General features: G+C 61.5%; 19 protein-coding genes and 1 tRNA gene. 4 read left to right on the top strand and 16 right to left on the bottom strand.

Going from position 1 to position 21,750, the window contains the following annotated elements; translation table 11 throughout:
• Positions 1 to 164 precede the first annotated feature (164 nt).
• Positions 165 to 704, top strand: a complete 540-nt coding sequence (locus ACZ9HU_RS01410; RefSeq protein WP_476101451.1) for a RidA family protein — start codon at positions 165 to 167, stop codon at positions 702 to 704.
• Positions 705 to 913: 209 nt separating this feature from the next.
• Here ACZ9HU_RS01410 and ACZ9HU_RS01405 read toward each other — a convergent pair whose 3' ends face one another.
• The 11 genes from ACZ9HU_RS01405 to ACZ9HU_RS01355 form a co-directional block, all read right to left on the bottom strand.
• Complete coding sequence (locus tag ACZ9HU_RS01405) at positions 914 to 1,828, bottom strand: response regulator (RefSeq protein ID WP_476101449.1); 915 nt, start codon at positions 1,826 to 1,828, stop codon at positions 914 to 916.
• 4 nt (positions 1,829 to 1,832) lie between these two features.
• The gene (locus tag ACZ9HU_RS01400) at positions 1,833 to 3,530 is read right to left on the bottom strand and encodes an ATP-binding response regulator (protein ID WP_476101447.1); all 1,698 of its coding nucleotides are present in this window, start codon (positions 3,528 to 3,530) and stop codon (positions 1,833 to 1,835) included.
• Between the two features lie 196 nt (positions 3,531 to 3,726).
• The gene (locus ACZ9HU_RS01395) at positions 3,727 to 4,986 is read right to left on the bottom strand and encodes an MFS transporter (RefSeq protein ID WP_476101445.1); all 1,260 of its coding nucleotides are present in this window, start codon (positions 4,984 to 4,986) and stop codon (positions 3,727 to 3,729) included.
• Positions 4,983 to 5,423 carry a MarR family winged helix-turn-helix transcriptional regulator gene (locus tag ACZ9HU_RS01390; protein ID WP_476101443.1) on the bottom strand — a complete coding sequence of 147 codons (441 nt, stop codon included), beginning with the start codon at positions 5,421 to 5,423 and terminating at the stop codon, positions 4,983 to 4,985. Before ACZ9HU_RS01390 ends, ACZ9HU_RS01395 begins: the two co-directional genes overlap by 4 nt.
• 41 nt (positions 5,424 to 5,464) lie before the next feature.
• On the bottom strand, positions 5,465 to 5,890 hold the full coding sequence (locus ACZ9HU_RS01385; protein WP_476101441.1) for a c-type cytochrome: 426 nt from the start codon (positions 5,888 to 5,890) through the stop codon (positions 5,465 to 5,467).
• The gene (locus ACZ9HU_RS01380; protein WP_476101439.1) at positions 5,890 to 7,161 is read right to left on the bottom strand and encodes an FAD-dependent oxidoreductase; all 1,272 of its coding nucleotides are present in this window, start codon (positions 7,159 to 7,161) and stop codon (positions 5,890 to 5,892) included. The genes ACZ9HU_RS01385 and ACZ9HU_RS01380 overlap by 1 nt, the downstream gene beginning before the upstream one ends.
• An 80-nt stretch (positions 7,162 to 7,241) precedes the next feature.
• Complete coding sequence (locus ACZ9HU_RS01375) at positions 7,242 to 7,991, bottom strand: ABC transporter ATP-binding protein (protein WP_476101438.1); 750 nt, start codon at positions 7,989 to 7,991, stop codon at positions 7,242 to 7,244.
• The gene (locus ACZ9HU_RS01370) at positions 7,988 to 8,776 is read right to left on the bottom strand and encodes an MlaE family ABC transporter permease (protein WP_476101436.1); all 789 of its coding nucleotides are present in this window, start codon (positions 8,774 to 8,776) and stop codon (positions 7,988 to 7,990) included. The genes ACZ9HU_RS01375 and ACZ9HU_RS01370 overlap by 4 nt, the downstream gene beginning before the upstream one ends.
• A 4-nt stretch (positions 8,777 to 8,780) precedes the next feature.
• Complete coding sequence (gene mlaD / locus ACZ9HU_RS01365; RefSeq protein WP_476101434.1) at positions 8,781 to 9,314, bottom strand: outer membrane lipid asymmetry maintenance protein MlaD; 534 nt, start codon at positions 9,312 to 9,314, stop codon at positions 8,781 to 8,783.
• 27 nt (positions 9,315 to 9,341) lie between these two features.
• Complete coding sequence (locus ACZ9HU_RS01360) at positions 9,342 to 9,998, bottom strand: MlaC/ttg2D family ABC transporter substrate-binding protein (protein ID WP_476101432.1); 657 nt, start codon at positions 9,996 to 9,998, stop codon at positions 9,342 to 9,344.
• A 160-nt stretch (positions 9,999 to 10,158) separates the two neighbouring features.
• Positions 10,159 to 11,058, bottom strand: a complete 900-nt coding sequence (locus ACZ9HU_RS01355) for an MlaA family lipoprotein (protein ID WP_476101430.1) — start codon at positions 11,056 to 11,058, stop codon at positions 10,159 to 10,161.
• 246 nt (positions 11,059 to 11,304) lie between these two features.
• Between ACZ9HU_RS01355 and ACZ9HU_RS01350 the strand changes: the two genes are divergently transcribed.
• The gene (locus ACZ9HU_RS01350; RefSeq protein WP_476101781.1) at positions 11,305 to 13,446 is read left to right on the top strand and encodes a penicillin acylase family protein; all 2,142 of its coding nucleotides are present in this window, start codon (positions 11,305 to 11,307) and stop codon (positions 13,444 to 13,446) included.
• A gap of 96 nt (positions 13,447 to 13,542) precedes the next feature.
• Here ACZ9HU_RS01350 and ACZ9HU_RS01345 read toward each other — a convergent pair whose 3' ends face one another.
• A complete protein-coding gene (locus ACZ9HU_RS01345) occupies positions 13,543 to 14,283 on the bottom strand; it encodes an SDR family NAD(P)-dependent oxidoreductase (RefSeq protein WP_476101428.1) in 741 nt (246 codons plus the stop codon).
• Positions 14,284 to 14,411: 128 nt separating this feature from the next.
• Here ACZ9HU_RS01345 and ACZ9HU_RS01340 point away from each other — a divergent pair, with 128 nt between their 5' ends.
• Together ACZ9HU_RS01340 and ACZ9HU_RS01335 are read left to right on the top strand one after the other, a co-directional pair.
• Positions 14,412 to 15,638: a cation:proton antiporter gene (locus tag ACZ9HU_RS01340; RefSeq protein ID WP_476101427.1), complete on the top strand. Its 1,227-nt coding sequence runs from the start codon at positions 14,412 to 14,414 to the stop codon at positions 15,636 to 15,638.
• Positions 15,639 to 15,744: 106 nt separating this feature from the next.
• Positions 15,745 to 15,820: transfer RNA gene (locus ACZ9HU_RS01335), tRNA-Thr, on the top strand.
• 210 nt (positions 15,821 to 16,030) lie between these two features.
• Here ACZ9HU_RS01335 and ACZ9HU_RS01330 read toward each other — a convergent pair.
• The 4 genes from ACZ9HU_RS01330 to ACZ9HU_RS01315 all read right to left on the bottom strand — a co-directional run bounded on the left by ACZ9HU_RS01330 (position 16,031) and on the right by ACZ9HU_RS01315 (position 21,713).
• On the bottom strand, positions 16,031 to 16,894 hold the full coding sequence (locus ACZ9HU_RS01330) for an OmpA family protein (protein ID WP_476101424.1): 864 nt from the start codon (positions 16,892 to 16,894) through the stop codon (positions 16,031 to 16,033).
• Positions 16,895 to 17,217: 323 nt separating this feature from the next.
• Positions 17,218 to 19,419 carry a methyl-accepting chemotaxis protein gene (locus ACZ9HU_RS01325; protein WP_476101421.1) on the bottom strand — a complete coding sequence of 734 codons (2,202 nt, stop codon included), beginning with the start codon at positions 19,417 to 19,419 and terminating at the stop codon, positions 17,218 to 17,220.
• 290 nt (positions 19,420 to 19,709) lie between these two features.
• The gene (locus tag ACZ9HU_RS01320; protein WP_476101419.1) at positions 19,710 to 20,774 is read right to left on the bottom strand and encodes a hypothetical protein; all 1,065 of its coding nucleotides are present in this window, start codon (positions 20,772 to 20,774) and stop codon (positions 19,710 to 19,712) included.
• Between the two features lie 183 nt (positions 20,775 to 20,957).
• Complete coding sequence (locus tag ACZ9HU_RS01315; RefSeq protein ID WP_476101417.1) at positions 20,958 to 21,713, bottom strand: YiaD family glycine zipper/OmpA-like lipoprotein; 756 nt, start codon at positions 21,711 to 21,713, stop codon at positions 20,958 to 20,960.
• Between the last annotated feature and the right edge of the window lie 37 nt (positions 21,714 to 21,750).

Here is a 21,750-nt window from a genome sequence, read left to right as displayed (position 1 = left end):
CCGCTACACCAGCGCCCTTCGCAAATGCACAATTTTCCGCCCAAAATGCCCATACGCCGATTTGCGTACCGGGGTGTCAGTAGGCGAAACTAGACTGTTCAACGTGCCAAATAGCGACAATATGGCCACACCCCGATGCCCGTATTGGCACGGATTCAGGTAAGATGAGGAAGCCCAATATGCTGCGTAAAGTGCTGAAAACCGTTGGCTGTGCCGCTCTGCTATCGACCATGTTGGCCGCTGTTCCGGCTCAGGCTCAGGTGACTCGCATCAAGACCAACCCGAACGCCTTCATTCTGGACGGCGTGCGCGTGGCGCCCGGCAATGAAATCTACTTCCTCTCGGGCCAGCTTGCCTCGCCCATCGATCCGGCCAAGGCCACCACGATCGAAGATTTCGGCGATACCAAGACCCAGACCATCAGCGTCCTGAACAAGATCAAGAAGCAGCTTGAATCGCAGGGCTATTCGATCAAGGACGTCGTCAAGATGACCCTGTTCATTGCCGCCGACCCCAAGCTGGGCAAGATCGACTTTGCCGGCGCCAATGCCGGTTTCAAGGAATTCTTTGGCAGCGCGGAAAACCCCGACACGGTGGCTCGCTCGGCATTTCAGGTCGCCAATCTGGTGGCGCCGCAGTTCCTGATCGAAATCGAGGCGATTGCCGCCAAGAAGCCTGCTCCGGCCGCCAAGGCCAAGAAGTAAGCGGATAGCGCCGGTCCGGGCGCGATGGCCGGATCGGCGCCTGTCGCCGCGTCATTCTTCGCCATTCAGGTGGCGCGGCGGCAGTTTTTGATGTTGTCGTGACACATCCGCGTCACGACGCGGCACCGCCCCTCTCCCCCGGCCCTGCCACCCAATAGCCTACCCTGATAGGGTAACAGGGCCGGGGGAGAGGGGCGGTGCCGGTTTCCTTACTGCTCGATGATACGGATCGCGATGGCGGCGGCGGCCGAACGCTTTTCCACGCCCAGCTTGACGTAAATCCGCTCCAGATGCTTTTGAACCGTGCGCGGCGAAATATCCAGCACGTCGGAAATGTCATTGCTGGCCTTGCCGTAACCTACCCACAACAGCACTTCGGCCTCACGCTGAGTCAGGTCCAGACTGTCACGCAATTTGGCGACATTCTGTTCATGGCTGATTTCGTTGAGGCGGATCAGCACCTCATTTTCGCGATAATGCGCGATCACCAGCAATTCGAGCGAGCTTTCCCCAAACTCACCCTTGACCGACGACCCCGGCTTGCCCCCGCGCTGCAACAGACGTTCGACCAGCAGCGATACCGAAGGCGGCAGCCCGGTTTCACGGTTCCAATCGGGCACAAGGCGCGCCATCGCCTGTTCCGCACGCGGTGTACACCACAGCATCCGCCCCTGCGCATCGGTGGCCATCATCAAACGACCCGTGGCGTCCAGGCTGGCGACGCTGGCATGCATGGCGCGGCTTTGCGCCATATGCACCCGCACACGCGCGATCAGTTCCATCAGATTGACCGGCTTGCGCACATAATCCGTGCCGCCCACCTCGAACGCCTCGACGACATGCTCGCTCTCGGTCAGGCCCGTCATGAAGATCACTGGCACATTGGCCAGTTCGGGACGCGCCTTGATCCGCGCGGTGGTTTCAAAACCATCGATGCCCGGCATCACCGCATCCATCAGGATCAGGTCAGGTAGGATATGGCCCAGCAGATCCAGAGCCGCCTGCCCCGAAGTCGCGACCAAAACGCTCAACTCGGCGCCTTCCAGCGCGGCGGTGAGCATGCGCAGGGAATCTGGTTCGTCATCGACGACCAGCACGGTCTGCGTATGAACAGGCAGCGACATGCAGTTAGCACTCCTCAAGTATGCGCGTCATGCCGCTAAGATCAAAGCGATCCAGGCATGTAAACAGTTTTCCGGCCAATTCGGCAGTCTCGGGCTGGGCCGCCAATTGGCGGATCTCCTGCTCAAGCCCGCGTACATAACCTATTCTCAGCAATTCGCGAAGCCTTGCCGTGCGGTCATCATCCCCGACCGCGCCGGAATCTTTCACATGATTTTCTGCGCTTGCCGAAAACAGCGGCAGAGCGGGCCGAACCGCTTCGGATTCGACGCCCCAGGCCAGATCGAGCAAGCCGCCGATCGTCTCAATCAACTGATTGAACGCGACGGGTTTGACCAGGAACTGATCATGCACGGGATCACGCGTTTCGGGCCTGTGGAATTCACCCGCATTGGCCGACAACATCATGATGCGGATGTCCTCGCCAAAGCGGTTGCGCACATGTTGCGCCACGGTCCAGCCGTTGATACCGGGCAGTGAAATGTCGAGAATGGCCAGATCGAATTCAGGCGAATCCTCGCCTTCAACCAAAGCCACCGCGGCCTCGCCATTGGGCACGGTCTGTACCACAAAGCCAAGCGAGGTCAGCAACTGGCTCAGGAATTTGCGCTGTTCCTGATCATCGTCGCAAATCAGGATGTGGCGGCGACGCCCCAGATAGCCGGTGACTTCACGCGGCTTGGCGGGCTTGGCACTGGTCTGCGCGACCTCGCCCAACATGATGGTCAGGCGGAAACAGGTGCCCTGATCCGATGTACTGGCCAATTCCAGTTGCCCGCCCAAAATGCCCATGATTGCCCGCGCAATCGCCAGCCCCAACCCCACGCCGGGACGCGAATGCAGCGCATCATTGCCGCCCCGGTCAAAAGGTTCAAAGATCGCGCGCTGGTCCTCATCGCGGATGCCGGGGCCGGTGTCACGCACGTCAAATGTCGCCACCTGCCCCGAATAGCGCAGCGACAGCGTCACCGAACCATGGTCGGTATATTTGACCGCGTTGAGCAGGAGGTTGAGCAAGACCTGCTTCAACCTACTCTGGTCCATGCGCACGACGGCGGGCAGACGGCCCGATGTTTCGTAATGGAACTCCAGCCCCTTGGAACTGGCCGCAGGGCGCACCATGCGGATCACCTGTTCCATAAACTGATCCAACCGGACCGGCTCAGGCTTGACCCGGATCACGCCCACCTCGACCTGCGAAATGTCGAGCAGCGCCTCAACAAGGCTGGTGATATGTTCGGAACAGCGGCGGATGACGGTGGCGGCTTCCTGCGCGCCCGCGCCATCATTGCGCTCCACCAACTGGGCATAGCCATAGATCGCGTTGAGCGGCGAACGGATCTCGTGGCTGACATTGGCCAGATAGCGGCTCTTGGCCTCATTGGCCGTTTCGGCGGCCTGACGCGCCTTGGCGTTTTCATCGATGGCGGATGCTGCATCCCGCCAACGGGTCAACGCTTCCTGCCATCGCCGGAACGTGTACAGCCCCAGCCCGGCCAGCCCCGGCATCCCGACCAGACCAACAACATGCGCCAAATCCAGTGGGTTACGCAACAGGTCAAGGCCCAGCACCGCCTCGACCACCAAACTTCCCATCAGACCCGCACCGAACAGGCGGCGCGCACCAATGTCGGCGGGCTCAATATGTTTCAGCGCTTCCTGCTGGCTGATCAACTTGCTGGCATCTTTGGGATATTGGGGCATTATCGGACAAGGCCCCCCGTCCGCAGGGCGCAAGAACCGGTCCCTGTTTTCAGGGTGCCGCCCAAGGGCGACAAGGCCATAATGGCCTGACCGTATTCATTTCGACCCATTCACAACCCTGCCTTGGACATTATCTTTCTTTGTTATGGTCTGTTGCATTTTAGAAACAAGCTGGCAAGCGCTCATCGACTAATCGCTATACCGGCAAAACCGCCCCGTGCGCCCTGTTACCGTCGCGCACCACCAACAAAGCCAAGGTCGCCACAAGTCCGAACGCACCCGCCAGAATGAAGGCAGGCGAGTAGCTGCCCCATTCCTGACGCACCAGACCGCCGCCATAGGCCGCCGCCGCCGCGCCGATCTGATGGCCCACCGCCACCCATCCGAACACAACCGGCGCCTCACCCTCGCCAAAGCTGCGATTGGCAATGGCCAGCGTGGGCGGCACCGTGGCGATCCAGTCCAGACCATAGAAGATGGCAAAGGCGCCCAGCGCCACCGGCCCGAAATCAAGGAACGGCAGCGCGATCAGCGAAAGTCCGCGCAAACCATAATAGACCGCCAGCAGATAACGCGGATTATGCCGGTCGGTCAGCCACCCCGATGCCGTCGTGCCCACCAGATCGAACAGGCCCATCAAGGACAACAGCCCCGCCGCCGCCACAGGCGCAATCCCATGGTCCCCGCAAAAAGCAATCAGATGCGTCCCCACCAAACCGTTGGTGGTCAAACCGCAAACAAAGAACGTGCCGAACAACAACCAGAATGTGCCATTGCCGCGCACCTTCCACAGGATATGTAACGCAAATAACGGGCTGCCACTTTGCTTGCGCGCCGGGGTTACGCCCGGTTCTTCACCCAATCGGCCCACGCCCGCGCTGGCCGGGCTTTCGGGCACGAGCAAGGCCACCAAAGGCACCAGTGCCAGACAGGCAATCCCCACCGTGCGCACAACGCCCACCCACGCCCCGCCCTGCGTCAGCCAGGCAAGAAAAGGCAGGAAGATCAGCGATCCGGTTGCCGTGCTGGCGGCAAAAATGCCCATCACCAACCCCTGATTACGCGCGAACCAGCGGTTGGTGATCGTTGCGCCCAAAACGCTGGCCACCATGCCGGTGCCAAGGCCCGACACCACGCCCCATGTCGCGGTAAATTGCCAGCTTTGCGTCATATACTGGCTGACCAGCGCCGAGACGCCCATCAGGGTGAGACCAAACATCATCACCCGCCGCACGCCCACGCTCATCATCAACGCAGCGGCAAACGGGCCGACCAGACCATAGAGAAAAATGCCCAATGCCGCGGTGGCCGAAATGCCGGCCCGGTCCCACCCGAAATGCAGTTGCAGGGGAACGATCATCACACTGGGCGCGGAACGGACACCGGCGGACACCAGCAGGGCCAAAAACGTGATCGCCGCCACCAGAATGGCGGGATGGAAACGGCGCGCGCTCATGCCCGTGCCTCCTGTCCCAGAGATATGACCGCGCCGCTGATTTCCATCAAACGCGCCCAGCCGTCATCGCCCAGACGGTCGTGGATTTCGGTCTGCAACGCCTGCCAATCGGGCTCGACGGCGCGCAGCAGCGCCTGCCCCGATGGCGTGATCTGCGCCAGTCGCGCCTTGCCCGGCCCCGCGTTAATGGTCACCCATCCCGCCTCCTCGATCCCGCGGATGGTGCGATAGAGCGAGGTACGATCCATCACCAGCAGCGCGGCCAGTTGGTTCAGCACGATCGCCCCCGCCCGCTCGATATTGCGGAGCAACGCGAATTGCGTGGTGGTCAGCCCATGGGGCGCAAGCCGCGCGTCATAGAGCCTGTCGAGGGTGCGGGTTGCCTTGCGCAGGCTGGTGCAGGCGCAGGAAGTGGTGGCGGGGGATTGATGATGCATATACATCATATCACCCGCCCCGCCGCACCTGTCAATCGGCCTTATTTGACGGCATTGGCCGGTATGGGATCAATCCGTATCGCCGCCAGCGCCGCATGATCCTCCGGCAAAGGTTTCGCGCCCGCCGGATGGCCGTTGGTTTTGAGCAGAAACGCCACCAGTTTCACATTATCCGCAGGCTCCAACGTACCGGGCGCGAATTGCGGCATGGCGCGGGCCAGATAGTCGGAGAGCGCCGCCACCGATTCCTTGCCCCAATTGCCCATGAACTTGCCCTTCAGCGCGGGCACTTCCCATGTCCCCTCGGCCTGTTTGCCGTGACACATGGCACAGCGTTCGGCAAAGATCGTTGCGCCCTGCGCCGCCTGTGCCTCGGTATAGACGCCGCTGGCGGTGCCTGCGCTTACGGGAACCGCCGCGCCGAAAAGAGCCATAGCCCCGGCAAGCATCATGCTGATCCGCTTCATCACACGATCCCCTTCATGCCGGCCATGATCGGTTCGACGATCTTCATCACCTCCAGAATGGGCGCGGGGTCGGGCCATTCCATACTGTCGCCCACACCAAACATTTCGCCCAGATCAATCGGGTTGTTCATCACCACAATCCCGTCGGACTTCGACATCAGCGAGGCGTTTTTATAGCGCAACGAATAGGGCGCATCATGCTGCGGCACCAGCCATCCGGTCTGGCCGCGCACCGGGAACACCGTCTTGTCGCGCCACAGATCGCGCGCGGCATAGCCGGTGGCGTTGATAACCACCTTTTCCTTCAACTGCCCATATTGGCCGGGATCGTTGAAGTCGCGCATGACCATCAACCCGCCCCGCTGATAAAATTCGGTCAGCAGGTGGTGGGCATAAGAGGGAAAGTTGAAATGCATCTCCGACGAGCGGCGCGTATAAGCCACCGGGAACGGATTTTCCTCGGTCGGCAACATCACCGGGTCGGGCACCAGATCCTTGATCCGGTCCATGTAATGCGCCCATTCCGATTCCTGTAAAGGCAATCCGCCCGGTTCCCACGCACCCTTGATGGCGGGGTCGGCGTCATGGTGTTTCTTCACCGGCGGCGCATCGGACAGAGCAAAGGCATCCTGAAACACCACCGGATCACCCGGCAGGCCCAGCATCGAGCGGAACCCCTTCCACGACAGGCGCGTCATCTGTTCCCACAGATCGCCAAAGCCCGCCCCGGCAGGCGCGGACAAGGCCACCCGCGAATCCGGCGTGAACGAACCATGCGCGCGGAACGAACGCGTCCGCTGGATCACGTCACGGGTATAGATCGTAACCTTCAGCCCAGCGCGCTGCGCCACCACCGCCGTGGTCAGCCCGATGATGCCGCAGCCCACCACCGCGATTTCGGAGGGCAGGACCGACAAAGCCTTGCCCACCGCCACCTCGGCGCTGCCCCAGGACAATGACCAGCCCGAGCCGCCATGGCCGTAATTATGCACGACCAGCGTATCGCCGATCATCTGTGTGCCAAGGTTAGGCCCCGCCGCACGCACCGGGCGGATACAGCATTTCATGTCGATCAATTGATCGGGCGTCACGCGCATCGGGGTCAGATGGGGCCGATGCGATGTCGGCGTGGCCGCGCTGGCCACTTTGGTGCCTACGCCAGCCTCGCTACAGGCCGAAAGCCCGCCCAACGTGCCCAGAGCCGCCGCCCCGCGCAGCATGTCCCGCCGTTTGAAGCCTGGTTGCGGATACCAGTTCTGGCTGCTCATCATCTGTCTCCCCGTTGCGGCGCAAAGTTGCAAGGGGGGGATGGTAAAGGGAATGGCGCGAATTGCGTATAGAAATTCGCGCCTTATTCCATGCTTTGTCCAGTGACAAAGGCGCGGACCAGCGGATGATCGGCATGGTCCAGTTCATCGGCGCGCCCGCGCCACACGATCCGCCCATTGTCCAGCATCGCCAATTCGTCCGCAATCGTGCGGGCCGAGGCCATGTCATGCGTGATCGACACCGCCGTACAGCCCAGCGACGTCACCCGGTCACGGATCAGTTCGTTGATCGCCCCCGCCGTGATCGGATCAAGGCCCGTGGTGGGTTCGTCAAAGAACAGCAGGCTGGGCGTGCCGACAATGGCGCGGGCAAGGCCGGCGCGCTTTTGCATCCCGCCCGACAATTCGGATGGATAGCGGTCGGCCACTTCCGGCGCCAGTTTCACCAAAGCAAGCGCCTCGACCGCGCGGTCACGTGCCTCACGCCTCCCCACGCCATCGGCGTTGATCAGGCGGAACGCGACATTTTCCCAGACCGGCAAACTGTCGAACAGCGCCCCGCCCTGAAACAGCATGCCGATGCCGCGAAAGCTGGCGCGGCGCTCGGCCTCGCTTTGACGCGTCACGTCCACGCCATCCAGCAAAACCTGCCCAGCATCCGGCTTCATCAGCCCCAGCGCGAGTTTGAGCGTCACCGACTTGCCCTGACCCGACCGGCCCAGCAGCGCCAGCGAGCGCCCCCGCGCCACCGCCAGATCCAGCCCGTCCAGCACCACCTGCGCGCCGAAACGCTTGGTGATGCCCGTCCATGCGATTTTGGATGTTGTCGTCATTTCAGGGCAAACACCGAAGTCAGCAGATAGTCCGAAGCCAGGATCAGCACAGCCGCCGAAACCATGGCCGATGTGGTGGCCCGACCCACGCCGCGCGCGCCGCCCTTGGCATGGTCGCCATGATAGCAACCCATCAGGCCGATGATGAAACCGAACACCGCCGATTTGATCAACCCCGATTCCACGTCCCACGCCGTCAGGAAGTCCATCGTGTTGGCGATATAGATGCTGGGCGACAGGTCGAGCAGGTAGTTCGACACCTGCATCCCGCCCGCAACCCCGATGATATCGGTGATCAGCGTCAACAAAGGCAGGCTGAGCGTCGCGGCAATCAAACGCGGCGCGATCAGATAGCGGCGCGGATCGGTGGAAAGCGTCACCATCGCATCGACCTGTTCGGTCGCGCGCATCGCGCCGATTTCCGAGGCCATGGCCGACGCCACACGCCCCGCCAGCATCAGCGCCGCCAGCACCGGCCCCAGCTCTCGCGTGATACCCAACGCCACGATCTGGGGCATCACGGTTTCGGCGTTGAACCGATCCCCGCCCGAATAGATGTTGAGCGCCAGCGCCGCCCCGGTGAACCACGCCGTCAGCCCCACCACCGGCAGCGAGAGGAAACCCACGCTGGCGAATTGGGCGATGATCTGGCGCGGATACCACGGCGGGGTAAAGGCCGCCGCGATCCCGCGCGCGGCAAACAGCCCCACACGGCCAACCGCACCGACCCCGTCCAACGTGGCGCGCCCAAGGGCCGCCAACGGGTTTTTGGAAAACAGCCCCATGGCCTTACATCTCAGGCAGGTCGGCGGTGCCCTTGGGCGCAGCAGGAGCGGGAGCGGCGGGTTTGGCCGCGCTGTCCGAAGATGACGCCGCCGAACCGCTTTGCGGACGGATGAATTGCCCGATCAGGCCGAACAGATCGACTGCGCCCTGAGTGTTGTTGATTTCACCGCCGGGTTTCAGGTCATCCTCGGCCCCGCCCGGCGTCAGCGCGATATGCGCGCCCCCCAGCAGGCCGTCGCTGGTGATCTTGGCCGTCGAATCCGAAGGCAGCTTCACATCCTTGGACAGCGACAGGTGCATCACCGCCAGATAGGTTTTGGGATCAATGGTCACATCCGTCACCGAACCCACCTTGACCCCGGAAACGGTCACCTTGGCGCCCGGTTGAATGCCGCCAGCCTCGCCAAAGCGCGCGCTCACCTCATAGGCGCCGCTGCTGTGCAGCAGCCCGGAAACGCCAAGGGCATAGGTCAGCATCAGCGCGGCAAAGGCCAGCACCGCAAAACCCATGATCGTTTCGGCCCAACTTGCCCTCATGCGTTATTCCTACCCTTTTTCTTGTACTTACTTGCCGCTGCGCAGGATCTTGCCCGTGCCGCCATCCTTGATCAACTGGGCAATCAGCACGTCGACCTTGCCGCCATTGTTGTCGATGGTCGAAACGAAATCCTGCTGCTGGGTAATGGCCAGCCATACGCCCGACACCTGAACGTCGACAACCTTCCAGCCGCTGCCGTCATTCAGAACGCGCCAGACCAGATTGGTGGGCGCGCTCGACCGGCCACCGGCCAGTTGCGTCGTCACCAGAGCGTCGCCGGGTTTGCGCACCAGCGAGCCGAGCACCACGACCTTTTCACCGTGATAATCGTTGATCCGGCTCATATAAACGCCTTCGGCATAGGTGCGGAAAGCATTGGCAAAGCGGTTATACTGATCAGGCGTCGCGATGCGGGCATATTTGCCCAGCACAAAGCGCGTCACCTTGGGCACATCGACCAGACGGTTGATAAGGACACGAAACGCCTCTTTCTTGCCCGCATCGCTCTTGGTGCGGTCGTTCAGCACGGCCAACACTTCACGCGCGCCTTGTTGTACAAAGGCTTCGGCATTGGCGTCGCGGGCGGATTGGGCCAATGCCACAGGCGCGGCAACCGGCAGCGCGGCCACAGCCACACCGGCCAGGCCCAGCGCAACAGACAGTTTGAGATCAGCGCGAAACATCGACAGCTCCATGACCAATTAAGTCGGGGGAGAAAATGGTCTCACCGCTTACGGTTCCCCTTGGCCGCGACACGGTGTTTGGTCAATGCCCACAAACCACGCCGACCCGTGTATGTTTCGGGTCGAACCAGATTTGCAGCACTGTGAAAGGAATACCGAATCAGAAATCCGGCAATGCAGCGGCCTTACCCGTGGCGTCCTGAACAACGGCTGCACGCCGCTGGCCATAGGCCGCGCGGGTAAAGGCATAAGGGTCGGACGCGCCATAGATGGCCGACATCGTACCATCATTCTGTTCACGCCAATTCACGCCCGCCGTGGCAAAGCGCGCCGCGCCGCCCGGCGAGGAAAAGATGCCGCCGATGACAAAGCCCACCGGATCGGTGAACGTATCCACTAAACGCCCAAACCCATCACGCACATTCGACGGCCCAAGGAAGGGCACCATGACATATGGACCCGGCTTTGCCCCGTAACGACCCAGCGTCTGGCCAAAATCGGCGGGGCGGCGCTTCAGCCCGCCAGCCGAGGCGACATCGATCAACCCGGCAATGCCCAGCGTCGAATTGATGGCAAAGCGCACCGCCGTCTTGAGCGCGCGACCGATCTTGAGCTGGACCACCTGATTGACCGCCGTGCTGGGTTCATCAAGGTTCAGGATCAGATTGTTGACGCCCGCACGCAACGTACGCGGCGTCACCGCGCGATAGCCATGGGCGACCGGGGCCAGAAGATTTTTCTCGAAAAAGATGTCAAAGGCAAAGATCTTGCGATTGGGCTTTTCCCAAGGGTCGCGCAGGATCAGGCTCTCGCTGGCCGGAGCCGTATCCATTGGCGCGGCATCGATCGCGGCGGCTTGGGCCGGGGCCGCAACGGATGGGGATGCCACGGGCGACGTCGCACTGGGCGCGGCCTGTTCGGGTTCCGCAACGGCGCCATCCAGCGGCAAGGCGGCAATATGGGGGGCATCGCCAGCCTGCATCAGCAGCGATGGATTCTGGGCCACAGGGGCAGAGGCAACGCTGGCCAATAATATGGCCGACAGGGGCATCACGATCATATCCAAGCTTTCATCACTATGCCCGCCCGCGCAATCACCACCCCCCGGTGGCCGATCACAGGGCGAACATCACCCGAATCCCCGTATCTGCGCCAGAGCATTTTTCTTGGGAAATGGCAATTGCCGCCATGGTCAAAGGGCCGCCTGAATTGCGTCAAACTGCCACTGTGCGCCCCCAAGACCCGTGCTAGACAGGCCGCAGGTCGATGAAAATGGGAAGCGGCGATGCGATTGACAATAGGCATGATGGCAAAAGCGGTCACAATCGCGCTGGCGGCCCCGGCCCTGATCACCCCGGCCAATGCGGCGGGCAATCCGCCCCACCGCGTCACAATCACCCGCGACACATGGGGCATCGCGCATATTTCGGGCGATACCGACGCCGATGCGGTTTACGGCATGGTCTATGCCCAGGCGCAGGATGATTTCAACCGGATCGAGGTCAATTACCTGACCAACCTTGGCCGTCTGGCCGAGGCCGAGGGGGAAAAGGCGATCTGGCAGGATCTGCGCCAACGCCTGTTCATCGACCCCGCACGGCTCAAGGCCGATTATGCCCGCAGCCCGGCTTGGCTGAAGGCGATCATGGATGCATGGGCGGGCGGGCTGAACGCCTATTTGGCCGACCACCCGGAAACAAAGCCGCGCGTGCTGACGCATTTCGAACCGTGGATGGCGCTCTCCTTTACCGAGGGCAGCATCGGGGGCGATATTGAGGGCATTGCCCTGACCCAGCTCGAAGGCTTTTACACCCACCACAAAATCGCCATGACAAGCGATGAGCGCGGGCTGATCTTTCGCGAACCCCAAGGCTCCAACGGCTTTGCCATCGCGCCCAGCCATAGCGAGAGCGGCCATGCGCTGCTCTATATCAACCCGCATACCAGTTTCTATTTCCGCTCTGAATTACAGATGACCAGCAAGCAGGGGCTGAACGCCTATGGCGCGGTGACATGGGGGCAACCCTTTATCTATCAGGGCTTTAACCAGCATGCCGGATGGATGCATACGTCCAGCGGCATCGACAATGTCGACGAATATGCCGAAACCATCGTCGATGGGCCAAAGGGCAAAAGCTATCAATATGGCGACCAGATCCGCCCCGTCATCGTCAAGCCCGTCACCCTGTCCTATCGCATGGCCGACGGCACGATGGCGCAGCGCACGTTCGAAACCTATGCCACCCACCACGGCCCGATCATCCGCGAAGAAGGCGGCAAATGGATCGCCATTTCCCTGATGAACAAGCCCGTGCCCGCGCTGGAGCAAAGTTTCCTGCGCACCAAAACGCGCGATCTGGCCGGTTTCCTCAAAGTGGCAGAGCTGAAAGCGAACAGTTCGAACAACACGCTGTTTGCCGATGACAAGGGGCATATCGCCTATCTGCACCCGCAATTCGTGCCGATCCGTGATCAGCGTTTCGACTGGCGCGCGCCGGTCGACGGGGCCGATCCGCGCACCGCATGGATGGGGCTGCACCCCCTGTCCACATTGCCGCAGGTGATCGATCCCAAGAACGGTTGGGCCTATAACACCAACAATGCGCCGTGGAGCGCGGCGGGCGCCGATTCCCCGCAAAAGGGCGCCTATCCCGTCTATATGGACGAAGTGGGCGCCAATCCGCGCGGGCCTCATGCCGAACGGGTTCTGGCCGCCACGCCGCGTTTCTCGATCGACAGCCTGATCCGGGCGGGGCACGATCCGTGGCTGCCCGCGTTTGACCGGTTGCTGCCGGACCTGTTTGCCGCGGACGCCGCCGCCCCATCCCCCGCGCGGGCCGATGCGATGGCTTTGCTCAAAACATGGGATCATCGCACATCGCTGACCTCCACCGCCGAAACGCTGGCCATTGTGTGGGGCGAGAACCTGTGGGCCAAGGGGGCCGAGAGCGCCAAGAAACAGCGGATCAGCGTGATGGACTGGATGGTGGAACAGGCCACGCCTGACCAACGCCTCGCCGCGCTGGACGAGGCCATGGCGCGATTAACCAAGGACTTTGGCGACTGGCGCGTGCCATGGGGCGAACTCAACCGCTATCAACGGCTGAGCGGGGCGATTGTCCAACCCCATGACGATGCCAAGCCCAGCACGCCGGTTGCCTTCACATCCTCGCAATGGGGCGCTCTGGCCGTGTCGAGCGGGCCGAAAGTGCCGGGGATGAAGCGCTATTACGGCAACCGGGGCAACAGTTTCGTCGCCGCGGTCGAATTCGGCCCCCGCGTCACCGCCCGCGCCATCAGCACCGGCGGCGCCAGCGGCGACCCCAAATCTCCCCATTTTACCGATCAGGCAGAACGCTTTCTGGCGGGTGATCTGCGCCCCGTCTGGTTCTATCCCACGGACATCAAGGCCCATGCGCAAAGCACACAGGTTCTGATCCGGCGTTAGAGCGATTTCCGTTCAAGCTGACGCGAACGGAAAAGCGACGCTCAATTGCCGCGCGGGCTAGTCGCGTTTTTCGATCCCGAATGATCGGAAAACGCTCTAAACGGCAAGCGTCCCCAGAATGCCCCCGTCCGCTGCCCAGCTTTGCGCGGTCACATGGGATGCGTCATCGGACAAGAGAAAGGCGGCCACAGCGGCGGCCTCGGCGGCGGTGCCGATGCGGCCCTGCGGCACGCGGGCGGCCATGGCGGGACGCTGCGCCTCGGGCACATCGGCCAGCATCGGCGTTTCGATAAAACCGGGCAACAGGCAATTACACCGCACGCCATAGGGCGCGGCCTCCATCGCCACGGCGCGGGCAATGCCTTGGGCGGCGTGTTTACTGGCCACATAGGCGATGTTGGCGGCCATGCCCCGCACAGAGGCCAACGATCCGGTAATCAGGATCGCGCCGCGTCGCCGCTCGATCATACCGGGCAAGACATGGGCAATCGCCCAGAACAGCGAGGTCGTGTTGACGCGCATCACCTCGTCAAACATCGCGTCGCCATAGGCCGAAACCGGGGCAAAAGCGCCGCCCGTTCCCGCATTGAGAAACAGCCCGTCAATCGGTCCGTTCTGCGCCTCAAGAGCGTCGAGGGCGGCAATCAATTGCCCTTTGTCGCCGACATCAGCCGCCGCCCATCCCGCATTCAGACGGGCGCCCAATTCGCGTAAAATCCCTTCTCGACGCGCGATCAGGCCCGGCGTGCCGCCGCCCGCCGCGATCCTTTCGGCGGTGGCGCGGCCGATGCCGGTGCTGGCCCCGGTGATGACGATATGGCGTCCGACAAAATCCATGTTGCTCTCCCAATTCTTGTATCGGGCACATTTTGTATTCATTGCATACAAAAATCCAGCCCCATCAATCCAGATGACGCGCCAAGCGGCAAAGGCTAGAGCGAAACGACGCAAGGGGCATAACAGGCATGACGAACGGCGAACTATCGGCACTCTTCTTTCTGGCCATGGCCTGCATTCTGGCGGCTTCGCGCCTAGTGGGGTGGGCGGCGCAAAGGTTTTTGGGCCAACCGCAAGTGGTGGGCGAGATGATCGCGGGGGTGCTGCTGGGCCCATCGCTGCTGGGCTATCTGGCGCCGGGGGTGGAGGCGATGCTGTTTCCCGCCGAACTCAAGAAACTGCTTTATGTCGGCGCGCAACTGGGCGTGGGACTTTACATGTTCCTCGTCGGCCTGACCTTCAGCCGCGAGGAGTTCCGGTCGAACGCAGGCCGCGCGGCGGCGGTTTCGCTGGCGGGCATGGCCGCGCCCTTTGCCGCCGGAGCCGCGATGATCCCATGGCTGATGGGGCAACCGGGCCTGTTCATGCCGCAAGTCAGCGCCGCGCAGGCCAGCCTGTTTCTGGGCGCGGCCATTGCCATCACCGCCTTTCCCATGCTGGCCCGGATCATCCATGAACAGGGATTGGCCGGAACGCGCATGGGCACGCTCAGCCTTTCGGCGGGCGCGATTGGCGACGCGGGGGCATGGATCGTTGTGGCGCTGGTTCTGGCAAGCCTTGGCGCGGGTTCCGCTGTGGCAATCAAGGCCGCAGGGGGCGGATTGGCATTTGCGTTGGTGATGGCGTTGGTCGCGCCGCGTTTGCTGGCCCCTTTGGGGCGGCGGGCCGAAATTCACGGCGTGGATGAAGGGTTGCTGGCGCTGGTTCTGGGGCTATTCCTGCTTTGCGCATGGGCGATGGATGCCTGCGGAATGCATGCGGTGTTTGGCGGCTTTCTGCTGGGCACGGCCATGCCGCGCGGCGCATTGGTCGATGGACTGCGCGCGCGGCTGGAGCCTTTTGCCACGACATTCCTGCTGCCGATGTTCTTCACCTTTTCGGGCCTCAACACCCAGATGCAGGTGTTGAGTCATCTCGATCTGGTGATGGTCACGCTCGCCATTCTGGCGGCGGCGGTTTTGGCCAAGGGCGGCGCGTGCTATCTGGCCGCGCGCCTGTCGGGCGAGGATAATCGCAGCGCGCTGGGTATCGGCGCCTTGATGAATGCGCGTGGCCTGATGGAGCTGATCATCATCAACATCGGGTTGCAGGCTGGCATCATCGGCCCTGCGCTTTTCGCGATTCTGGTGCTGATGGCGATTGTAACCACCTTGATGGCCTCGCCGCTGCTCACCCTGTCCCGCCGATTTGGCTAGGAAATCGAGGAGTTTGGGCCTTTGCGCAAATCCTTTGTGTCGCCCCTCACTTTTTGCCTTGCCAAGGCGGCAACCTGAAGCTAAACGCCCGCCTCACCGCTGGAGTGCCGCTTTAGCTCAGCCGGTAGAGCACATCATTCGTAATGATGGGGTCAGGTGTTCGAGTCACCTAAGCGGCACCACTTTCTCCGACATTGATGCCATTGGCGCAGCCGCGTCAAATTGCGGTGATTGCCTATTTGTAATCATGGTGCGCGTCATGTCGGCGTCGGCCCAGCCAAACAGAATTTCGGGAGCGGATTGCGCAGCGCCTCGATGCAAGGTTTTCCTGCAATCCCACTCCCGAAATCTCTCGCCTGCGCCTTTCCCCAAGGCATCGGGCGGTGGACGTATCAGACCCCGTCGACGGCCTTGCTGACTAGAACATTGACCGAGACGCGGCGGTTCTGGGCCTTGCCTTCAGGCGTGTCATTGCTGGCCAGAGGGTCGGCCTTGGCCATGCCGGTCGGGGTCAGCATGCGATAGGGCTTCCAGTGGCAGGCCTGCTGGAGATAGTTGATCACGCTGCTGGCGCGCTTTTCGCTCAACGTCTGGTTGAAATCGTCGCTGCCGGTCGAGTCCGTATAACCGACAACCAGAATGAGCGCATTGCTGACGCCTTCGGCCTGCGATGCCGCGTTGCACAAGGTGGCCTTGTCATTGGGTGACAGGTTCGTCTTGCCCACGTCAAAGTGAACGTTGGTGGTGCTCTTGACGTTGTAATTGTCGATGTCGGCCATCCGCCCGCGCAGGGCCTCGGTGGCGGCGGTCTGTTCGTCAAAGCGCTGGTCGGTGCCGTGACGGATCATGCTGGCCATTTTCAGGTCGCCATTGCGCAGGTTGATCTGCTTGGCCAACAGGCCGTCGGACCATTGCATCGTCTTGACCGTGACCGGCAAACCGTTGAGCAGGGAGCCCGAATCCAGCTTGTTATTGCCGAACAGGCCCTTGCTGGCCTTGATCACGGTGGCATTGTCCATCGTGATGACCGACTTGCTGCCATCGGCGGCGGTCACCTGAAACCGGTCGCCCTTGCGCGCGGAAATAAAGCCTTTGATCTCAGGTCCGGGGGTCAATTGCGAGGCATCGGGAACGGCCGCCCCGGCCACGGTAATGGGCGCCTCGCCCGGCTGTTGGGCTGAAAGCGTGCCACCCATCGTCATGGCTCCACAGGCGGCCACAACAAGAAAAGCTGCCTTTTTGGAAGTAAAACGCATCTCTCAACTCCTTTTAAAGTCCACTCGAACGGTGTGCTGATCCGTTCATGTCTCCCAGATTAAGGAGGTGTCAGAGAGGCCGATTCCACCGATGAAGCGAGCGCAGGTTGCGACAAATTGCGACATTGTGCCCATTTTGTTGCCATATTGGTGATGGCGATTCGCCGTCCGGAAAGGCTCAACCCATCCTTTTCCCCCTCGGCGCACGGCCCATAGGGCACGATTCACCCCGCCAAAGCCGTGGGTCTGAACCATTAAAAAACCCCCGCTTCGGTCTGGAAGCGAGGGTTTTTGTCGATTTTAGACGTAAAAAGACGCTTTTATCAGGCCGCGCGACCAAAATCGGCGTCATCTTCATCCTCGCCGCCGCTCATCATATCCAGCGCAAAACCTTTCACGCGCTCTTGCTGATGCATGACGGAATTGGGCTTGGCCTTCTTGGCTTTGGCGCGGGGCGCGGCGGCCGCCGCCGGGGCTCGCGCCGGTCGCGGAGCAGCGCTGCGGGGCGCAGAGGCCATGCCCCCCGTTCCTTCGCCGCCGACACGGAAGAAAGAAACAATATGCTGCAATTCATCAGCCTGCGATGCCAGTTCTTCCGAGGTGGTCGAAATTTCGACCGAGGCACTGGCATTCTTCTGCGTCACGCGGTCAAGTTGCTGGATCGCTTCATTGATTTGTGAGGCACCAATATCCTGTTCACGGCAGGCCGCGCTGATTTCCGAAACCAGTTCGGCGGTGCGGCGAATGTCGGGCACCAGCTTGACCAGCATCTCGCCCGCCTCTGCCGCAGCCTTCACCGTATCGGAGGACACGGCCACGATTTCCGATGCCGCCACCTGACTGCGTTCGGCCAGTTTGCGCACTTCGGAGGCGACCACGGCAAAACCCTTGCCATGTTCGCCCGCACGTGCCGCCTCTACGGCGGCGTTCAACGCCAACAGGTCGGTCTGGCGCGCAATTTCCTGCACGATGCTGATCTTGGCCGCGATGGTGCGCATGGCCGAAACCGCCTTTTCCACCGCTGCGCCGGACAATTCGGCATCCTTGGACGACTGGCGAGCGATCTTTTCAGTCTGGGCGGCATTGTCCGCGTTCTGGCGGATGTTGCCGGCCATTTCCTCCATCGACGCGGACGCTTCCTCGGTCGAGGCGGCCTGTTCATTGGCGCCTTCGGACAATTGTTCGGAACTGGCGGCCATCTGGTTGCTGCCCGATGCAACGTGATCGGCGGCATTACCCACATTGGTGGCAAAATTGCGCAGATTGTCGATCAGGCGGTTCACCGAATTCTTCATCCGCTGGTGGTCGCCTTGGCAATCAATATCGACCCGCTCGGTCAAATCGCCCTTGCTGGCCAGATCCAGCACGCGGTTGCCCTCGGCAATGGGCAGGAGGATGGCGTCAAGCATCCCATTGATGCCCATGATCAGACGGCCAAAGTCTCCGACAAAGCGGCGATCATCCCCACGCTCGCTCAACCGGCCGGCGGTGGACGCCGCGATCAGATCGTTGATTTCGGCAGTGATGGCGCGAAGGTTGCCGCGCAGCGTTTCGATCGTGTCGTTGATAAAGGCCTTCTTGCCGGGGAATTGTTCCAGCGGCGCGTCGAAATCACCCTCACCAAAGGCTTTGACGCAGGCCATCGCCTTCTTCTTCACCGCAATATGTCCGGCCACCATGTCATTGATGCCATGGGCCACGGTCGAGAAATCACCCTTGAACTTTTCGGCGCGCACCTTGACGTCGATGTCACCGCGTTCATGCTCGGCGGACATGTAATTCAATTCAGTAATCAACCCGCGCAGATTGGCGCGCAGCGTCTCAATCGTATCGTTGATAAAGGCCTTCTTGCCGGGGAATTGTTCCAGCGGCGCATCGAAATCACCTTCGCCAAAGGCTTTGATACAGGCCATCGCCTTCTTCTTCACCGCGATATGCCCGGCCACCATGTTGTTGATGCCATGCGCCACGGTCGAAAAGTCACCCTTGAACTTTTCGGCGCGCACCTTGACGTCAATGTCGCCCTTGTCATGTTCGGCGGACATGTAATTCAACTCGGTGATCAACCCGCGCAGATTGGCGCGCAGCGTTTCAATCGTATCGTTGATAAATGCCTTCTTGCCCGGCAATTGTTGCATCGGCGCGTCGAAATTGCCGACGCTGAATTCCTTGACACAGGCCATGGCCATTTTCTTGACCGCGATATGCGCGCCCACCAATTCGTTGATGTCTTTGGCCATGACCGCATATTCGCCGCGGAATTTGTCGACCGGGATAATGACGTCAATATCGCCGCGCTCATGCTCGCTGCTCATGGTCTGGATGCTGGTTGAAAGGGCGCGGGCCGGATTGGTCGCGCTGTCCAAAAGCCGGTTGATGGCGCCAAGAATGACCTGCGATTGCCCCTTGGCCATCGACAGATCCACCCGGGCCGACGTATCGCCCCCGGCCATCGCCGATTCGACGCGCTCGATCTCAGCCACAATAGTTTCAGGCGATACGCTGGAGAAAATGCTAAGCGCCATGGACAAGTTCCTCTTTACCAGCTCTTTTAGTTGACAAAGTCCGGCACAATTCCGTCATGGAACTTCCGGCCTGCGCCCAATTACAAAGGTTGGCCAAAGAATATGTCGATCTTGTCGAATAACGGTAAATTGCCCAGCACGCTTATCTAGGCATATTTCCGATACTCCCCTTATTCCAAGATTCTCTTTCACAAAGATTATTTCGGAAATTCTCTCCGCAAAAATGCATAGCGCCCGCATACGAAATGGGCGGCCCATCGGACCGCCCACCCCTATCATAAAAGACTGATTTATCGCGTTGCGGCGCTGGTCTGACCCTGGGCCGCATTTTCGATCTGCTGGCCATTCATGGTCGAAATCAGGCTCTTGCCATTGCCGCTGGCGGCAAAGTTGCTGGCGGGCAAATTAACGTCGGTATTGCGCGCCCGCATCACCACGCTCTGAACGCGGCCGCGGCTGTCGGCAACCACCTGACGCACCTTGCCCAAACGCGATCCGTCGGGGGCGGTGATGGTCATGCCGGGCTTGACGCTGGCCATGCCCGCAACGCTGCTGGCCGCGCTACCGGCCAGCGCCAGATTGCTGTTGCCCAGCGAACCAGCCGTGGCCAACGAGCCATTGGCGGTGCCGCTCACGCCGCTGGCCGCGCCATTGACGCGGTTGGCGGCGCTGTTGGCCAGACCGTTGGCGCGATTGGCGGTGCTGGTCGCCACGCCCTTGGCACGGTCTGCGGTGTTGGTGGCCACCGTGTTCGCGCGGTTCGTTGCGCTGGTGGCAACGCCTTCGACGCGGTTCTTGGTGCTGTTGGCGAAACCATTGGCGCGGGTGGCCGCATCCGACGCGGTCGAACGGGCATTATTCACCGTTGTCGCGCCCTGCGAAGCGACCGAACGGGCGGCGCTGCCGACCTGGTTGGTGCCGATCAATTGCGCATTGGCGCTGCCCGAACCCGTGGCCGAACCGCTGGCCGAGAGCGCGCCGTCAACGGTGCGCGAACCGGTCATCGAAGTGGCCGCCGTGGCCGTCGGGGCAAGGTCGGCCGCGCCGCTGCCGGTCACGCTGCGGGTTGCATTCACGTTGCCGGTGCGGGTGTTGACATTCTGGCTGCCGGTGGTGCTGGCCGAACCGCGCGCGGTGCTGCGGGCGGTGCTTTCCACATCGGCTGTGGCCGAACCGATGCTGCCCATCGATCCAAAGCCGCCGCCCATCGAACCGGCGCCACCAATTGCGCCGCCCAAACCGCCGCCAATGGCCCCGCCGCCAAGACCACCACCACCCAGCAATTGTGCGTGGGCCGGGGCCGAAGCCAGAGCAAGAGCGATAGCAACGAAGGTCATGCTGGAAATGCGGGTCATGTCGTGTCTCCTAAATTTGAACATCTGGAACCACGTTTTGGGTTCTGATTGGGAAACGACTGTGCTGAGGTTTTTCATCCATAAAAAAATGCACTTTTTTAAAAAAATTCCCGCAAGAAAGGGGCGAGCCTCTCTTGCGGGAACCAACCACCTGAAACGCGGCCAAAAAGCTGGCGGCGTTAATCAGGCGGCATAAGGGGTCAGGATGATTTCAACCCGGCGATTGGCCGCACGACCCGAAACCGTGGCGTTGGAGGCGATCGGTTCGGTCTTGCCGAATCCCTGAACATGCATCCTTGCGCCATTGACACTGCGGTCGGCCAGATAATCTGCCACCGCATCGGCGCGGCGTTCCGACAGGCGCTGGTTATAGGTAAACGAACCGATGGAATCGGTGTGCCCGTTTACATCCACATAGGTTGCCGGATATTTGGCCAGCGTGCGCGACACCGTATTCAACACGCCATAAAAGCGCGGCTGGATATTAAATTTGTTGAACGAGAAGGTCACATCGCTGGGCATTTCCAGGATGATCTGATTGTTGCGCTTAATCACCTCGACCCCGGTGCCGCGCAGGTCATTTTGCAGCACGACATATTGGCGGTCGATATAGGCCGGAACAGCGGCATAGGTGATGGGGGCGATGCCGGCATTGACGATGGCCACGCGGCGCACCGCAACATTGGGGATGGCCGGGACCACGTTGGGCACGGCCACCACGGTGCTGACCCGGCTGACCGTGGGAACGGCGACCGAGGGGGCCTCCAGCGTCTGGCCCACCGAAGCGGTGGCGCCGACCGAGCGGGTCACGCCGCCCACCGCCCCATTGACGCCCAGACCGCCGCCAATCGCCCCGCCCAACAATTGGGCGTTGGCAGGCGCGGTCAGAGCCAGCGTCATAGCGATGGTGGCGGCCATGTTGAAAGTCTTGATCATCATCTGTCTCCTTCATCTGCGCCAGCCTTTGCGAAAGAGA

The sequence above is a fragment of the Novosphingobium sp. Sphag1I genome (assembly GCF_056279125.1).
Note: the sequence above shows the minus strand (reverse complement) of the source record. Positions and strands in the feature narration are given on the sequence as shown.

Excerpts from the sequence above, each read along its gene's own strand:
- ACZ9HU_RS01355 (WP_476101430.1), bottom strand. The coding sequence starts at position 11,058 with ATGATCGTGATGCCCCTGTCGGCCATATTATTGGCCAGCGTTGCCTCT.
- ACZ9HU_RS01360 (WP_476101432.1), bottom strand. The coding sequence starts at position 9,998 with ATGTTTCGCGCTGATCTCAAACTGTCTGTTGCGCTGGGCCTGGCCGGT.
- ACZ9HU_RS01405 (WP_476101449.1), bottom strand. The coding sequence starts at position 1,828 with ATGTCGCTGCCTGTTCATACGCAGACCGTGCTGGTCGTCGATGACGAA.
- ACZ9HU_RS01340 (WP_476101427.1), top strand. The coding sequence starts at position 14,412 with ATGACGAACGGCGAACTATCGGCACTCTTCTTTCTGGCCATGGCCTGC.
- ACZ9HU_RS01325 (WP_476101421.1), bottom strand. The coding sequence starts at position 19,419 with ATGGCGCTTAGCATTTTCTCCAGCGTATCGCCTGAAACTATTGTGGCT.
- ACZ9HU_RS01380 (WP_476101439.1), bottom strand. The coding sequence starts at position 7,161 with ATGATGAGCAGCCAGAACTGGTATCCGCAACCAGGCTTCAAACGGCGG.
- ACZ9HU_RS01390 (WP_476101443.1), bottom strand. The coding sequence starts at position 5,423 with ATGCATCATCAATCCCCCGCCACCACTTCCTGCGCCTGCACCAGCCTG.
- ACZ9HU_RS01345 (WP_476101428.1), bottom strand. The coding sequence starts at position 14,283 with ATGGATTTTGTCGGACGCCATATCGTCATCACCGGGGCCAGCACCGGC.
- ACZ9HU_RS01410 (WP_476101451.1), top strand. The coding sequence starts at position 165 with ATGAGGAAGCCCAATATGCTGCGTAAAGTGCTGAAAACCGTTGGCTGT.
- ACZ9HU_RS01315 (WP_476101417.1), bottom strand. The coding sequence starts at position 21,713 with ATGATGATCAAGACTTTCAACATGGCCGCCACCATCGCTATGACGCTG.
- ACZ9HU_RS01395 (WP_476101445.1), bottom strand. The coding sequence starts at position 4,986 with ATGAGCGCGCGCCGTTTCCATCCCGCCATTCTGGTGGCGGCGATCACG.
- ACZ9HU_RS01320 (WP_476101419.1), bottom strand. The coding sequence starts at position 20,774 with ATGACCCGCATTTCCAGCATGACCTTCGTTGCTATCGCTCTTGCTCTG.
- ACZ9HU_RS01400 (WP_476101447.1), bottom strand. The coding sequence starts at position 3,530 with ATGCCCCAATATCCCAAAGATGCCAGCAAGTTGATCAGCCAGCAGGAA.
- ACZ9HU_RS01350 (WP_476101781.1), top strand. The coding sequence starts at position 11,305 with ATGGCAAAAGCGGTCACAATCGCGCTGGCGGCCCCGGCCCTGATCACC.
- ACZ9HU_RS01330 (WP_476101424.1), bottom strand. The coding sequence starts at position 16,894 with ATGCGTTTTACTTCCAAAAAGGCAGCTTTTCTTGTTGTGGCCGCCTGT.
- mlaD (WP_476101434.1), bottom strand. The coding sequence starts at position 9,314 with ATGAGGGCAAGTTGGGCCGAAACGATCATGGGTTTTGCGGTGCTGGCC.
- ACZ9HU_RS01370 (WP_476101436.1), bottom strand. The coding sequence starts at position 8,776 with ATGGGGCTGTTTTCCAAAAACCCGTTGGCGGCCCTTGGGCGCGCCACG.
- ACZ9HU_RS01375 (WP_476101438.1), bottom strand. The coding sequence starts at position 7,991 with ATGACGACAACATCCAAAATCGCATGGACGGGCATCACCAAGCGTTTC.
- ACZ9HU_RS01385 (WP_476101441.1), bottom strand. The coding sequence starts at position 5,890 with ATGAAGCGGATCAGCATGATGCTTGCCGGGGCTATGGCTCTTTTCGGC.